Source organism: Novosphingobium sp. 18050 (assembly GCF_902706195.1).
GTDB lineage: Bacteria > Pseudomonadota > Alphaproteobacteria > Sphingomonadales > Sphingomonadaceae > Novosphingobium.
In genome coordinates this window covers 84,482-97,786 of sequence record NZ_CACSJO010000016.1, presented here as the reverse complement: position 1 = coordinate 97,786, position 13,305 = coordinate 84,482, and the positions used below count along the sequence as shown (strand labels likewise).

Below are 13,305 nucleotides of genomic sequence, written 5' to 3'. Positions count from 1 at the left end.
CATACCGGGCGGTCCTGTGAGGGGGCAGGCTGCTCATGAGGTGCACACCGGACCGCCGGATGCATTCAATTCCCTGACAAAGGATTTGAATCAATGCATTCGTTCGTCCGCAGCAGTCTTTTTGCGACCACCATCCTTGCCTCCGCCGCGATCGGCCTGCCTTCGGCCAATGCCGAGGAGTTGCGCGAGGAGTCCGCAGCCCGCGACGTTCCGGCCACTTCCGCGGACGAGGATCAGGCGACGACCTCGATCGGCACCGGCGCCCGAGACCGGGGCGCCGACATCCTCGTCACCGCACGCCGTCGCAACGAATCGAGCCAGGAGGTGCCGCTGGCGATCTCCGTCGTGGGCGGGGAGCACATCGATGCGACCGGCTCGTTCAACGTAGGCCGGTTGCAGCAGATCACGCCGACCCTGCAGTTCTATTCGTCAAACCCGCGCAACACCGCCGTCAACATCCGCGGCTTGGGCGTGCCGTTCGGCCTGACCAACGACGGCATAGAGCAGGGCGTGGGCATCTACGTCGACGACGTCTATAACTCGCGGGTCGCCTCGGCGACGTTCGATTTCCTGGATGTCGCCCAGGTCGAAGTGCTGCGCGGGCCGCAGGGCACGCTCTACGGCAAGAACACCACAGCCGGCGCCATCAACATCACCACCAACCAGCCGACCTTCGACTTCGAAGGCAAAGCGGAGGTTTCGGTCGGCAACTACAACTTCAAGCAGGCCAAGGCGGCGATTTCCGGCCCACTGTCGGAAACGCTGGCGGCGCGCCTTGCGATTTCGTCCACCAGCCGCAAGGGTACGATCTATAACGTTACCACGCATGAGCACATCCAGAGCCAGGACAACCTCGGCCTGCGCGGACAATTGCTATGGAAGCCCGCCGACACCGTCGAAGTGACGCTGGCAGGAGATTTCAGCGCTCAGGACGCCAACTGCTGCGGTTCGGTCTACGTGCGCACCGGTCTGACCCAGCGCGCGCTCAACCGCCAGTTTGCGGCGCTGGCCGCAGCTCAGAGCTATGCTCCGCCCAGCACCAACCCCTTCGACCGCCTGACTGATCTCGACACGCCGCTCAAGGCCAAGAACAAGATCGGCGGCGCTTCGCTGCGGGTGAAGTGGGAACTGGGCGAGGGCACTCTCACGTCGGTCAGCGCCTGGCGATTCTGGGACTGGGACCCGTCGAACGACCGTGATTTCACCGGCCTGCCGATCGTAGCGCTATCGCAGAACCCCTCGCAGCAGGACCAATACACGCAGGAGCTGCGCTACAACTACAGCGCCGACAAGTTCGACTTCGTGGTCGGCGCCTTCGGTTTCTACCAGCGCATCGACACGCAGGGGACCGAATCGCAGGGCTCTGCCGCCAGCCGCTGGAGCATCAACCCCGGCAGCGACACTGCGGCGCCTCCGGGATCGTCCGGCTGCGGCCCCACCGCGTCCAACCAGCTGGCCTGTACGCCCTCGGTGCTGAACGGCCTCGTCGCCTACAATACGCAGTATCTCAAAAACACGAGCGCGGCTCTGTTTGGTCAGCTGAGCTGGCACGTCACTCCCGAACTGACGCTGCAGCCCGGCGTGCGCCTGAACTATGACAAGAAGGAAGGCTACTATCAGCGCCGCGTGTTCAACGGGGCGGGCGATGAGCTTCTGCTTACCGGGCCGACCAGCGCGGTGAAGACGGCTCAGTTGGCGATCTACACCCCGCAGGAAATCTCGCCCGAGTTCAGCGACTGGAACTTCAGCTACGACTTCACCGCCAGCTACAAGGTGGCGCCGGACGTGCTGGTCTATGCAACTTATGCCAAGAGCTTCAAGTCGGGCGGCATCAACCAGAACGGCGTACCGGTCGACGCGCAGAACAACCCGATCCTTGCCTCGGCGACGGTAAAGCCCGAATCGGTCCACCATTACGAGGCCGGCATCAAGACCCAGTTCTGGGATCGCCGTGTCACCTTCAACCTATCGATCTTCCGCTCCGACATCGCCAACTACCAGGCCAATGTGAACAACGGCCAATACGGCGTGCTGCGCGGTTACCTCGCCAATGCCGGGGAAGTGCGTTCGCAAGGCGTGGAAGCCGACTTCTCCGTTCGCCCGAGCGAGCGCTTCAACGCCTACGTAAACGGCGCCTACACCGATGCGACTTACAGGAAGTTCGTCGACGCGCCGTGCCCGCCCGAGTTGTCCGGTGGCACCGTGGTGACCGGCACCCAGACTCCCGGCGCTGCGGGGGTTCCCAACTCGCTCAGCCCGGCCAACTGCGATATCTCGGGCCAGCGCCTGCCGGGCGTCTCGAAGTTCTCGTTCTCGTTCGGTGCCGAGGCCAATGCGCCTGCGACGATCCTCGGCAAGGAGGGCCAGGTCTACTTCGGCTACGACGGCAGCGTACGCACCAACTTCTCGTCGAACCCCTCGCCTTCGGCCTATACCTGGGTGGACGGCTATAGCCTGCACAATTTCCGGGCGGGGTTCCGTACCGAAGCAGGTTTCAACGTCTACGGCTGGGTGCGCAACGCCTTCGACCAGAACTATTTCGAGCAGCTTTTCGTCGGCCCGGGCAACACCGGCCTGATCGCCGGTCTGCCCGGTGATCCGCGCACCTGGGGCTTTACGGTGTCGTCGAACTTCTGAGAGCGGTGAGCGGTGATCTACGAAAGTGATTAAAACGATTGCAGTGTGAACCTTAAGTAATTTCTCAAAGCCTTGGAAAGCCCCTAATGCATGATTCACCAATGGGGGTGAGCCCGGATCGGCGACGCAGCACAGCAGCCTGCGAGCCGGTCCCGGGCGGGGTAAGGTCTTTCTTCGACATGGACATGAAGCACGATTTTCCGCACGATCCCGACATCCGGGTTCAGCAGGCCACCTCGCGCACCCTGCGGCCGGAAGCTTTTGTCATCGGCAGTATCGTGCTCGTGTTTTGGCTCATTTTCGCCCTGCATCTCCTGAAGATCAGCGGCGCCTGGTAAACCGCACCGGTTAACACGCGAAGCGGGGTGACGGCGGGAATTCCATCCGCTAGAACGATTCGCGAACATGCTGAGCCGGCTCTCCATTCGCAACATCGTGCTGATCGAAGCCCTCGATCTGGATTTCGCACGCGGTCTCGGTGTCCTCACGGGCGAAACCGGGGCGGGCAAGTCTATCCTGCTCGACGCGCTGGGGCTTGTCCTCGGCAATCGGGCGGATAGCGGCCTTGTCCGTAATGGGGAGGGCAAGGCGAACGTCACTGCCAGCTTCGACGTATCGGCGCTGCCGCCGCAGGTGCTGGCGGTTATCGACGAGGCCGGGCTCGAACTGGAGCCGGGCGAACAGTTGATCCTCAAGCGCCAACTGAAGGCGGACGGCGGTTCCAAGGCCTTCCTGAACGACCAGCCGGTGGGCGTGGCCCTGCTGCGGGAAATCGCACCGGCACTGGTGGAAATCCACGGCCAGCACGACGACCGCGGCCTCGTCAACGCACGCGGCCATCGCGCCCTGCTGGACCGATTCGCAGGCGGCGAAGTCGCCTGGGTCGAAGCCGCGTGGAAGGACTGGCGAGCCGCGCAGGATGCCCTCGACCTTGCCCGCAGCCGCGTTGCCCGTGCCGCCGAAGATCAGGACCTGATGCTCGCGCATCTCGCCGAATTGACCACCATCGCCCCGGAACCGGGGGAGGAAGACGAACTCGCTTCGGCTCGCGCCCAGATGCAGAAGGGCGAAAAGCTGGCGGACGATCTTGCAGCGCTCCAGCACTTGTGGACCGGATCCAATTCGGCACTGGCTGCTTTGCGCAGCGCATCGCGCCGGCTCGACCACATTGCCGGCGAACACGAACTTCTGGCGGAAGCTGCCGCCTCGCTGGACCGCGCCGTGATCGAGGCCAGCGAGACCGAGGACGCGCTGGGTCGCGCGGCCGATGCACTGGCCTTCGACCCGGCGGAGCTGGACCGTATCGAGACGCGCCTGTTCGAACTGCGCGCCGCTGCCCGCAAGCATAGCTGCCAGGTTGACGATCTCCCCGCCAAGATGGCCGAGATGCGCGCTGCGCTCGACGATATCGAGGGCGGCAACGAACATATAGCCGAACTGGAAAAGGCGGCGCAGAAAGGCGCTCTTCTCTATCGGGAGAAGGCCGGCGCGCTGCATGATATGCGCCGTGCTGCCGCCAAGCGGCTCGACGTGGCGGTGGCGGGAGAACTCGCGCCGCTCAAGCTGGACGCCGCGCGGTTCCGCACTTCGGTCCTTCGCTTACCCGAAGAGCGCTGGGGCGCTACCGGCATGGACGCGGTGGAATTCCTCATCAGTACCAACCCGGGCGCCGATTTCGCCCCGCTCGGAAAGATCGCGAGCGGCGGCGAACTGTCGCGCTTCATTCTCGCGCTCAAAGTGGCGCTGGCGGAAGAGGGCGGCGCGGCGACGGTGATATTCGACGAGATCGACCGCGGGGTCGGCGGTGCCGTGGCCGATGCCATCGGTGAGCGTCTGTCGCGGCTGGCCTCCAGCGGGCAGCTGCTGGCGGTCACCCACTCGCCGCAGGTCGCGGCTCGCGGTGACCGGCACTACATGATCGCCAAATCGAGCCAGGGCACGGTCACCCGCACTTCGGTCACCCCGCTCACCGCCGCCGAGCGCAAGGAGGAGATCGCCAGGATGCTTTCCGGCGCGCAAGTGACGGATGAGGCGCGCGCTCAGGCGGACAGGCTTCTTCAGGCCTGAGCGCGGCGCGATTGAAGGATTATCGATGACCCAGGATATCTCCGCAGCCTATCGCCGTGATGGCTATACGCCGCTTCGCGGTTTCGTGCCGCCTGAAGTGGCGAACGGCTTTCTCGCGCGGATGAAAGGCGATCTCGACCGGCAGGGCGTGCAGATGGAGCGGATGCGCCAGGAAAGCCCGCTGCTGGCCCGCGCCGCCAGCGAGCTTTACGGGTTCCATTACCCGCCGATGGCCACTTTCCATTGGGGCATGACCTCTGCGGTGGAGGCGCTGGTCGGCGAGCCGCTGCTGCCTTCCTACTCCTATTTCCGCCTCTACCGGGAAGGCGACATCTGCCGCGTCCACGGCGACCGCTATGCCTGCGAACATTCACTGTCGCTGACGCTGGCCTATTCGCACGACCGGCCCTGGGCGCTCGAAGTCTCGCCCGTGCGCACGGAGAAACCGTACCAGCGCGCCGACGCGGGGTTTCGTGAGGAAGAGCGCGGAGTTGCTGTTGCCATGGATGCGGGCGATGCGGTGCTGTATCAGGGCGTTCACCATCATCACGGGCGGACCACGCCCAATCCGAATGCCTGGTCCGCACATCTGTTTCTGCACTGGGTCGCGCGCGCCGGACCCTATGCGGCAGAAGCTTTCGACAAGCAGCCGCTGCCGCCGCGTGTGAGGTTCTGACGAAGGGCGACGAATCGGTCCCAATTCGGCGCGGGCTGTCCTAATAGCCGGACGATGGACAGTCAGATTCCGACCGGCCTTCCCAGTGAAGCCGAAGCCGCCAATGAACTGATGCGCCTGGCGCGTCAGATCAACCGTGCGAACCGCCTCTACCATGCCGAGGATGCGCCGGACATTTCCGACGCCGATTACGATGCGCTGGTGCGGCGCAATGCCGCGCTGGAAGCGGCCTATCCGCATCTCATCCGGCCCGACAGTCCGACCAATAAGGTAGGGCACGAAATCGCCGCCTCGCCGCTGGGCAAGGTGCCGCACGAGGTTCGCATGATGAGCCTCGACAATGCCTTCACCGATGAAGAAGTCGCAGAATTCGTCGCCCGTGTGCGGCGGTTCCTGTCGCTTTCCGCCGATGAGCCAGTGGCACTGACGGCCGAGGACAAGATCGACGGCCTCTCATGCTCGCTGCGCTATGAGAAGGGCAAGCTCGTGCGCGCCGCCACGCGCGGCGACGGGCAGGTGGGTGAGGATGTCACCGCCAATGTCGCGCATATCAAGGATATCGTTCCGGAACTCACCGGTGAGGACATCCCGGACGTGTTCGAGGTGCGCGGCGAGGTCTACATGGAGAAGGGCGCGTTCCTGGCGCTCAACACTCATTTGATGGACGAGGCGCGTGCCGCCGCAGAGGCCAAGGGCGAAGCTTTCGACGACTCCAAGGTCCGCCAGTTCGCCAATCCGCGTAATGCCGCCGCCGGGTCGCTGCGCCAGAAGGACGCCTCGGTCACCGCCAAGCGCCCCTTGCGGTTCTGGGCCCACGGCTGGGGTGCGGCAAGCCATGTACCAGGGACCACCCAGCATGAGGTAGTGCGCCGCATCGAGTCGTGGGGCCTGCCGGTTTCACCGCAGTTCCGCCTTTGCGGGTCGGTTGAGGAAATGCTCGCCGCTTACCGCGCCATTCGCGATGGCCGCGCCGCGCTGCCTTTTGAGATCGACGGGGTGGTCTACAAGGTGGACCGGCTCGACCTGCAGCAGCGTCTGGGCTTCGTCGCCAAGGCGCCGCGCTGGGCGCTGGCCCACAAGTTCCCCGCCGAGCGCGCCGAGACGGTGCTCGAATCGATCGACATCCAGGTCGGGCGTACCGGCAAGCTGACGCCGGTGGGGCGCCTCAAGCCGGTGCTGGTGGGCGGCGTCACCGTCACCAACGTCACCCTGCACAACCGCGACGAGATCGCGCGTCTTGGCGTGCGACCGGGCGACAGGGTGGTGCTGCAGCGCGCCGGGGACGTAATCCCGCAGGTGGTCGACAACCTCAGCCGCGAAGAGGATCGCCCCGCTTTCGCGTTCCCTGACCATTGCCCCGAGTGCGGTTCCGAAGCCGTAGCCGGGGAAGGCGAGGTCGATGTGCGCTGCACCGCGGGGCTGATCTGCCCGGCACAGCGCACGGAGCGCCTGAAACACTTCGTCAGCCGTACTGCGCTCGACATGGAGGGGCTGGGCGACAAGACCATCGACGAGTTCTTTGCGAAAGGCTGGCTGGAAAGCCCGGCCGACATCTTTCGCCTGCGCAGACGCCGCGAGGACATTCTCGCGCTCGACGGCTGGAAGGACAAGTCTGTGGACAACCTGTTGGCAGCTGTAGAGACCAAGCGCCGCCCCGATGCGGCGCGGCTGCTGTTTGGCCTTGGCATTCGGCACGTTGGCGTGGTCACCGCACGCGACCTCATGAAGCGTTTCACCACTTTGCCGGCCTTGCGCGCGCTGGCCGAGCAGGCCCACGTCAAGGAAGGCGAAGAGGCCGTGGTGGCTGCCAGCGACGCCTATTCCGAACTGATCTCGATCGACGGCGTCGGCCCGGTAGTGGTCAAGGCGCTGGGCGACTTCTTCCATGAAGACCACAACCGCGCGGTATGGGACGATCTGTTGAGTGAAGTTTCGCCGCCCGACTACGTGGTGGAAACCAAGGCCAGTGAGGTATCCGGCAAGACCGTGGTTTTCACCGGCAAGCTGGAGACGATGAGCCGCGACGAGGCGAAGGCGCAGGCAGAGCGGCTGGGCGCTAAGGCGGCAGGGACAGTCTCCGCCAAGACCGACCTGATCGTCGCGGGGCCGGGGGCTGGATCGAAGCTGAAGAAGGCGGCCGAACTGGGCATCGAGGTGATCGACGAGGCTGCCTGGGCCGAAATCGTCAAAGCTGCCGGGTAGGGCCGGCGGCGCTGGGAGCGGGTAACGCGATCGAGCCGCAAGCCCAGGGGCTTGCGGCTCATGCACGGGGTCCGTTCAAACATCGGCCGATGCCCGTCTCATGGGCGCCAATTCCCTTTGGGAACTAGCTGTAGCGACCCTTGCGCTCGTGTGCCTGTCGATAGTGCTGCACACGTGTCGCGCGCAGGCCTGCCATGCCTTCGCGTTCCACGGAGCGTTGCCACGAGGCCAGTTCCTCAAGCGTGAGGCCATAGCGCTCGCATGCCTCGGCGATCGTCAGCAGTCCGCCATTGACTGCCGAAACCACTTCGGCCTTGCGCCGCACCACCCAACGAGACGTATTGGCTGGTGGCAGCGTATCTTTACTTAGTGGCTCGCCAAGCGGGCCGGTTACCACCTTTGGCGGGGTGGTTTCAGTATCAATCATGGTTGGCCTCTCGAATGATTGTTGCCAACCCCCTGTCGTTCTCGGATTTTTGCCCCAAATCGTTAATTTGTGACCACCGATATTAGTTAACGTTCGTTTACGTTAAATCCCGTAAATTACGGGGATGACTATGCAAAAATTCCGATCAAAGGTTGATGCGGCGTTTACACATACTTCATCTCCGTTAATTACTTTTGCGTATGAGAGCATTAGCTAAATCGGACGGGGTAGGAGTGTCTACACGGCGCAAGCATTCAGCCTACGCATCTGCGGTGGCGCGGCACATCTCGTCGGAGGGGTGCCAGTTCGAAGTCGTGCGGGATGACATCGCCGAAGGGCAGCGCTTCAGCTTCGCCCTCGACGGCTATCCTCCGATTCGCGGAACCGTGCGCTGGGTGGTGAGCGATCGTGTAGGTTTCGCCTTCGACCGGCCGATCTCACGCGATGCGCAAAGCGCAATGCGCAAGCGGTGCGCCATTGTGGAGGGCGTGGAACTCTACCTCTCCTGAAGGACCGGATCAGCTATCGCAGCCGTTGCGGACATAACGAAACAGCTCGGGGCAGCGCGAACTGCTCCAAGCTGTTCGGTTATGTCTTCATGATGGCAGAGAAGGGCGGGCCGATCGGCCCTGCCGCTAAGCCCGCCGCTTGCGCATCCACAGGATCGACCAGTCGCCGTTGACCATGCGCGCGGCAAGACGAAGCCCGGCCCGGCGGCAGGCGGCGCGTACGGCGGCTTCCTGAGTCTCCAGCAGGCCGGCCAGCAGCAGGTGCCCGCCCGGAACCAGCGCCTTGCCGAAGTCCGGTGCCAGCGAAACCAGCGGTCCGGCAAGAATGTTCGCGAGGATGAGGTCGTAGGGCCCGCGTGCATCGAGCACGGGATGCTCCATGCCGTCTGCCACCGTCATCGCCAACTGACCCCGACCGGAGCCCATGGTGATGCCGTTGGCCGCTGCATTGTCATCCACTACGCCGACGCAGACTGCGTCGATGTCGCTCGCCGTTGCCAGCGTACGCGGCCAGAGCGAGAGCGCTGCGAAAGCGAGCAGGCCGGTGCCGGTGCCGATGTCCGCGCAGTTGCGGATGACCAGTCCCTGGGCCTTCATATGCGTGAGCATGGCGAGGCAGCCGGCGGTCGTCGCGTGCTGGCCGGTGCCGAAGGCCTGGCTGGCGGGGATTGCGAAGTCGAACACGCCCGCCTCGGTCGTGGCCGGGTGCTCAGGGGTGTGGACGTAGAAACGGCCTGCGCGGATCGGTTCGAGGCCCTCCTGGCTGGCGACCAGCCAGTCGGTCTCGGGCAGTTCCTCGACGGTCAGCTTGGGCGCGGTTCCCTCGAAGAGTGCGGCGATCGCGGCCTTGTCCGTGCGAGTCGGCTTGTGGTCGAGCCAGGCTTCGAGCTGCCAGTCTTCGGGCTTGTCCTCGGCGATTTCGCGGCCGGACAGGACTATCTCATGATCCCACTCCCACGCGTCCTCATGTGCGACGAGGGCGCCCTCGACGACGAGACGCGGGGCAAAGGCGGTGACTTTCCAGCTCATCGTGCTTCTTTCGCTTCTTTCTGGAGTCGCGCTGCGAACCGGTCTTCGGCTGCGGTCACGTAGGTGCGGCAGGCGCTTGTATCGGTGAGGGGCTTCGTGCCGGCGAAGCGCTCCATCATCGCGCTTTGCGAAGGGTGCGGGGTAAGGAGGATATCGCAAGGCAGGGCAGCGATCTTGGGCAGGCCCTGGCGGATCGCCGCGACTCGGTCCGGATGGTCGGTGAAACGGTAGCCGTCCGACGAGATAGTGGAGGTGCTGTCGGCATAGGCGATGCTGTGGCAATCGCTGGTGGAGGCGCAGGAGCGCCAGGTCCAGCTTGTCGATCCGGGGGCGTGGACGGGAGTCGCGTGGGCCGTGATGACGAGGGAGCCGACCACGACTGTGGCGCCGTCCTTCAGAACGCGGTCGATCTTCACTGGCGCGATGGAATCGAGGCCCGCGCCTTGCGGGTCCTCCTTGCTTGGCTTGCCGGTTTCGAACACCGCCTTCTGAGCGGGCAGCGCGGCGACTTTGGCACCGGTCTCGCGCTGCAGTGCGGCAAGAGCGCCCACATGGTCAAAATGCTCATGGCTGGCGACGATCCAGCGGACCTGTTTCGGATCGAATCCGGCCTTGCGGATGTTCGCCAGGACGAGCGGGGCGGCCTTGGCGACGCCGCCGTCGATCAGAATGTGGCCCTTGGCGCCGGTTACCAGGATCGCCGAGATGCCGCAGGTGCCGACATACCAGGTATTGCCGAAAATCCGTGCGGGCGGGGCAGGGTCGGCCCATTTGTCATGGCCCGCGCAGGCGGTCGCAAGCACTGCCTGCGTCCTGTCCCCCGGGGTCTGCGGGCGGCCGGGCGACGGGGCGCCTGCCGCGTCTGCTGCGATGGAAGAAAGCGCCAGCGCGGCGGCCAGCGTGATTGCCCTGGAGGTGCGACTCATGCGCGCTGCTTTAGGCTGCAGCTATGCGATAGGCCAGTACGGGCCGACAATGATGGCCTTGGGAACTTGCACCATGGCTCATTTTGTCTAAGGGGCATCAGTGAGGGCAGCTTGTTGCGCTGCCGCAGGCAAGGGATTAGTGAGAGCCATGGCAAACGCCGGGACCAAAAACCGTCCGCTTTCGCCGCACCTCCAGATCTGGAAGTGGGGCCCGCACATGTTCGTGTCGATCCTGCACCGCGTCACCGGCGATGGCATGGCCTTCGCGGGCCTTGGCGTGCTGCTGTGGTGGCTCGGCGCACTCGCTGGAGGCCCCGCTTCCTACGCGACCTTCCAATGGGCGATGTCGACCTGGATTGGCATGATCGTGCTGGTGGGCATTTCCTGGGCGTTCTTCAGTCACATGATGAGCGGCCTGCGTCACTTCGCGCTGGACGTTGGCGCCGGCTTCGAGCTGCGCACCAACCGTATGTGGTCGATCATCTGCCCGATCCTGGGCGTCGTACTCACCGCCGCCTTCTGGGCGCTCCTGCTGCTTCGCTGAGGTAAGGGAAACATGGGTAACGGAACTTCCATCGGCCGCGTACGCGGCCTCGGCGCGGCCAAGGGCGGCGTCGTTCATCACTGGCTGCTGCAGCGCTTCACTTCGATCGGCAACCTGCTGACCGTCCTGTTCCTGGCAGTCTCGCTCGTGCTGCTGCCGGACTACAGCTACGTCACCATGGTCGAATGGATCGCACGTCCGGTCCCGGCCGTGGCGATGATCCTGCTGGTGATCACCACCTTCTGGCATGCCCGCCTGGGCCTCCAGGTTCTGGTCGAGGACTATGTCCACGAGCACGGCAACAAGTTCGCCTGCATCGCTGCACTGAACCTCGCCGCCTGCGCAGGGATCGCCTTCGGCGTGTTCTGCATCGTTCGCCTCGCGCTGGGAGCCCACGCCTGATGTCCGCCGCCTACAAGATCATCGACCACCTCTACGACACCGTCGTCGTGGGTGCTGGCGGTTCGGGCCTGCGCGCCACCATGGGTTCGGCCGAAGCCGGCCTCAAGACCGCGTGCATCACCAAGGTCTTCCCGACCCGCTCGCACACCGTCGCGGCGCAGGGCGGCATTGCCGCCTCGCTGCAGAACAACTCGCCGGACCACTGGACCTGGCACATGTTCGACACCGTCAAGGGTTCGGACTGGCTGGGCGACCAGGACGCCATCGAGTACATGGTGCGCGAAGCCCCGCAGGCCGTTTATGAGCTGGAGCACGCAGGCGTGCCCTTCAGCCGCAATCCCGACGGCACGATCTACCAGCGCCCCTTCGGCGGCCACATGCAGAACATGGGCGAAGGCCCGCCGGTGCAGCGCACCTGCGCCGCCGCGGACCGTACCGGCCACGCCATGCTGCACGCGCTGTATCAGCAGTCGCTGAAGTACGCCGCCGACTTCTACATCGAATACTTCGCGATCGACCTCATCATGGAACCCGGCCCGGACGGCGTTCCGGTATGCCGCGGCGTGATCGCGCTGTGCATGGACGATGGTACGCTGCACCGTTTCCGTTCGCAGGCCGTTGTGCTGGCGACGGGCGGCTACGGCCGTTCGTACTTCACTGCGACTTCGGCCCACACCTGCACGGGTGATGGCGGCGGCATGGTGCTGCGCGCCGGCCTGCCGCTGCAGGACATGGAATTCGTTCAGTTCCACCCGACCGGCATCTACGGCGCCGGCGTTCTCATCACCGAGGGCGCACGCGGCGAGGGCGGCTACCTGACGAACTCCGAGGGCGAGCGCTTCATGGAGCGCTATGCACCTTCGGCCAAGGATCTCGCCAGCCGTGACGTCGTGTCGCGCTCGATGGCGCTGGAAATCCGTGAAGGCCGCGGCGTCGGCCCGCACAAGGACCATATCTACCTGCACCTCGATCACATCGATTCCAAGGTGCTGGGCGAGCGTCTTCCGGGCATCACCGAGAGCGGCAAGATCTTTGCCGGTGTCGACCTGACCCGCCAGCCGCTTCCCGTGGTTCCCACCGTCCACTACAACATGGGCGGTATTCCGACGAACTATCACGGCGAAGTCATGACCATCGGCGCCGACGGCAACCCCGAGACGGTCGTTCCGGGCCTGTTCGCAGTGGGCGAAGCGGCCTGCGTTTCGGTCCACGGCGCCAACCGCCTTGGTTCGAACTCGCTGATCGATCTCGTGGTGTTCGGCCGTGCAACCGGCCACCGCCTGCGCGACATCGTCAAGCCCGGCGCGGCCCAGGCCGAACTGCCCAAGGATTCGGCAGACCTGGCGCTCACGCGTCTGGACCACTTCCGCAATGCCAAGGGCGGCACGCCGACGGCGGAAATCCGCACCGAGATGCAGCGCACCATGTCGCTTCACGCGGCGGTGTTCCGTACCGATGAGCTGATGGTCGAAGGCAAGGAAAAGCTCGCCAGGACTTATGAGAAGTTCCAGGACGTGCATGTCACCGACACCGGCCTGATCTGGAACTCCGACCTCGTCGAGACGATGGAACTGGACAACCTGATCTCGCAGGCCACCGTCACGCTCCACGGCGCACAGAATCGCCAGGAAAGCCGCGGCGCTCACGCGCACGAGGATTATCCGACCCGCGACGATGTGAACTGGATGAAGCACACCGCAGCCTGGTTCAACGGCTGGGGCGGCAAGGGCGGCGAAGTGAAGATCGACTATCGCCCGGTCCACGAATTCACGCTCACCGACGACGTCGAGTACATCAAGCCCAAGGCCCGCGTGTACTGATACGCCGCATCGGCACCTGAACAACGAGAGGAGGGCGGCGCACCGGCAAGGGTGCGCCGCCCTTTT

The 13,305-nt window shown here is 64.7% G+C and carries 12 protein-coding genes; 9 read left to right on the top strand and 3 right to left on the bottom strand.

Annotation, left to right across the window (positions count from 1 at the left end):
* Positions 1 to 93: 93 nt before the first annotated feature.
* The 5 genes from GVL61_RS15960 to ligA all read left to right on the top strand — a co-directional run bounded on the left by GVL61_RS15960 (position 94) and on the right by ligA (position 7,582).
* Positions 94 to 2,637, top strand: a complete 2,544-nt coding sequence (locus tag GVL61_RS15960; RefSeq protein WP_159981650.1) for a TonB-dependent receptor — start codon at positions 94 to 96, stop codon at positions 2,635 to 2,637.
* 179 nt (positions 2,638 to 2,816) lie between these two features.
* Entirely contained in the window at positions 2,817 to 2,975 is a 159-nt protein-coding gene (locus GVL61_RS15955; protein ID WP_159981649.1) for a hypothetical protein, read from the top strand.
* A gap of 67 nt (positions 2,976 to 3,042) precedes the next feature.
* On the top strand, positions 3,043 to 4,704 hold the full coding sequence (gene recN, locus GVL61_RS15950; RefSeq protein ID WP_159981648.1) for a DNA repair protein RecN: 1,662 nt from the start codon (positions 3,043 to 3,045) through the stop codon (positions 4,702 to 4,704).
* Between the two features lie 25 nt (positions 4,705 to 4,729).
* Entirely contained in the window at positions 4,730 to 5,380 is a 651-nt protein-coding gene (locus tag GVL61_RS15945) for a hypothetical protein (protein ID WP_159981647.1), read from the top strand.
* A gap of 54 nt (positions 5,381 to 5,434) precedes the next feature.
* Positions 5,435 to 7,582 carry an NAD-dependent DNA ligase LigA gene (gene ligA, locus GVL61_RS15940; RefSeq protein ID WP_159981646.1) on the top strand — a complete coding sequence of 716 codons (2,148 nt, stop codon included), beginning with the start codon at positions 5,435 to 5,437 and terminating at the stop codon, positions 7,580 to 7,582.
* Positions 7,583 to 7,706: 124 nt separating this feature from the next.
* On the opposite strand, the gene GVL61_RS15935 is transcribed toward ligA, so the two are convergent.
* Positions 7,707 to 8,009: a DUF1153 domain-containing protein gene (locus tag GVL61_RS15935; RefSeq protein WP_043980557.1), complete on the bottom strand. Its 303-nt coding sequence runs from the start codon at positions 8,007 to 8,009 to the stop codon at positions 7,707 to 7,709.
* A 233-nt stretch (positions 8,010 to 8,242) separates the two neighbouring features.
* Here GVL61_RS15935 and GVL61_RS15930 point away from each other — a divergent pair, with 233 nt between their 5' ends.
* Positions 8,243 to 8,518, top strand: coding sequence for a PilZ domain-containing protein (locus GVL61_RS15930; protein WP_159981645.1), 276 nt, complete (start codon positions 8,243 to 8,245; stop codon positions 8,516 to 8,518).
* 126 nt (positions 8,519 to 8,644) lie between these two features.
* Here GVL61_RS15930 and GVL61_RS15925 read toward each other — a convergent pair whose 3' ends face one another.
* Positions 8,645 to 9,547, bottom strand: coding sequence for a 50S ribosomal protein L11 methyltransferase (locus GVL61_RS15925; RefSeq protein ID WP_159981644.1), 903 nt, complete (start codon positions 9,545 to 9,547; stop codon positions 8,645 to 8,647).
* A complete protein-coding gene (bla, locus tag GVL61_RS15920; protein ID WP_159981643.1) occupies positions 9,544 to 10,473 on the bottom strand; it encodes a subclass B3 metallo-beta-lactamase in 930 nt (309 codons plus the stop codon). Before bla ends, GVL61_RS15925 begins: the two co-directional genes overlap by 4 nt.
* A gap of 148 nt (positions 10,474 to 10,621) precedes the next feature.
* Here bla and sdhC point away from each other — a divergent pair, with 148 nt between their 5' ends.
* From sdhC to sdhA, 3 genes are read left to right on the top strand one after another with little or no spacing between them, the layout of a single operon-like run.
* A complete protein-coding gene (sdhC, locus tag GVL61_RS15915) occupies positions 10,622 to 11,017 on the top strand; it encodes a succinate dehydrogenase, cytochrome b556 subunit (protein WP_059150535.1) in 396 nt (131 codons plus the stop codon).
* 12 nt (positions 11,018 to 11,029) lie between these two features.
* Positions 11,030 to 11,419 carry a succinate dehydrogenase, hydrophobic membrane anchor protein gene (gene sdhD / locus GVL61_RS15910; RefSeq protein WP_159981642.1) on the top strand — a complete coding sequence of 130 codons (390 nt, stop codon included), beginning with the start codon at positions 11,030 to 11,032 and terminating at the stop codon, positions 11,417 to 11,419.
* Complete coding sequence (gene sdhA / locus GVL61_RS15905; protein ID WP_159981641.1) at positions 11,419 to 13,239, top strand: succinate dehydrogenase flavoprotein subunit; 1,821 nt, start codon at positions 11,419 to 11,421, stop codon at positions 13,237 to 13,239. Before sdhD ends, sdhA begins: the two co-directional genes overlap by 1 nt.
* Positions 13,240 to 13,305: the final 66 nt, after the last annotated feature.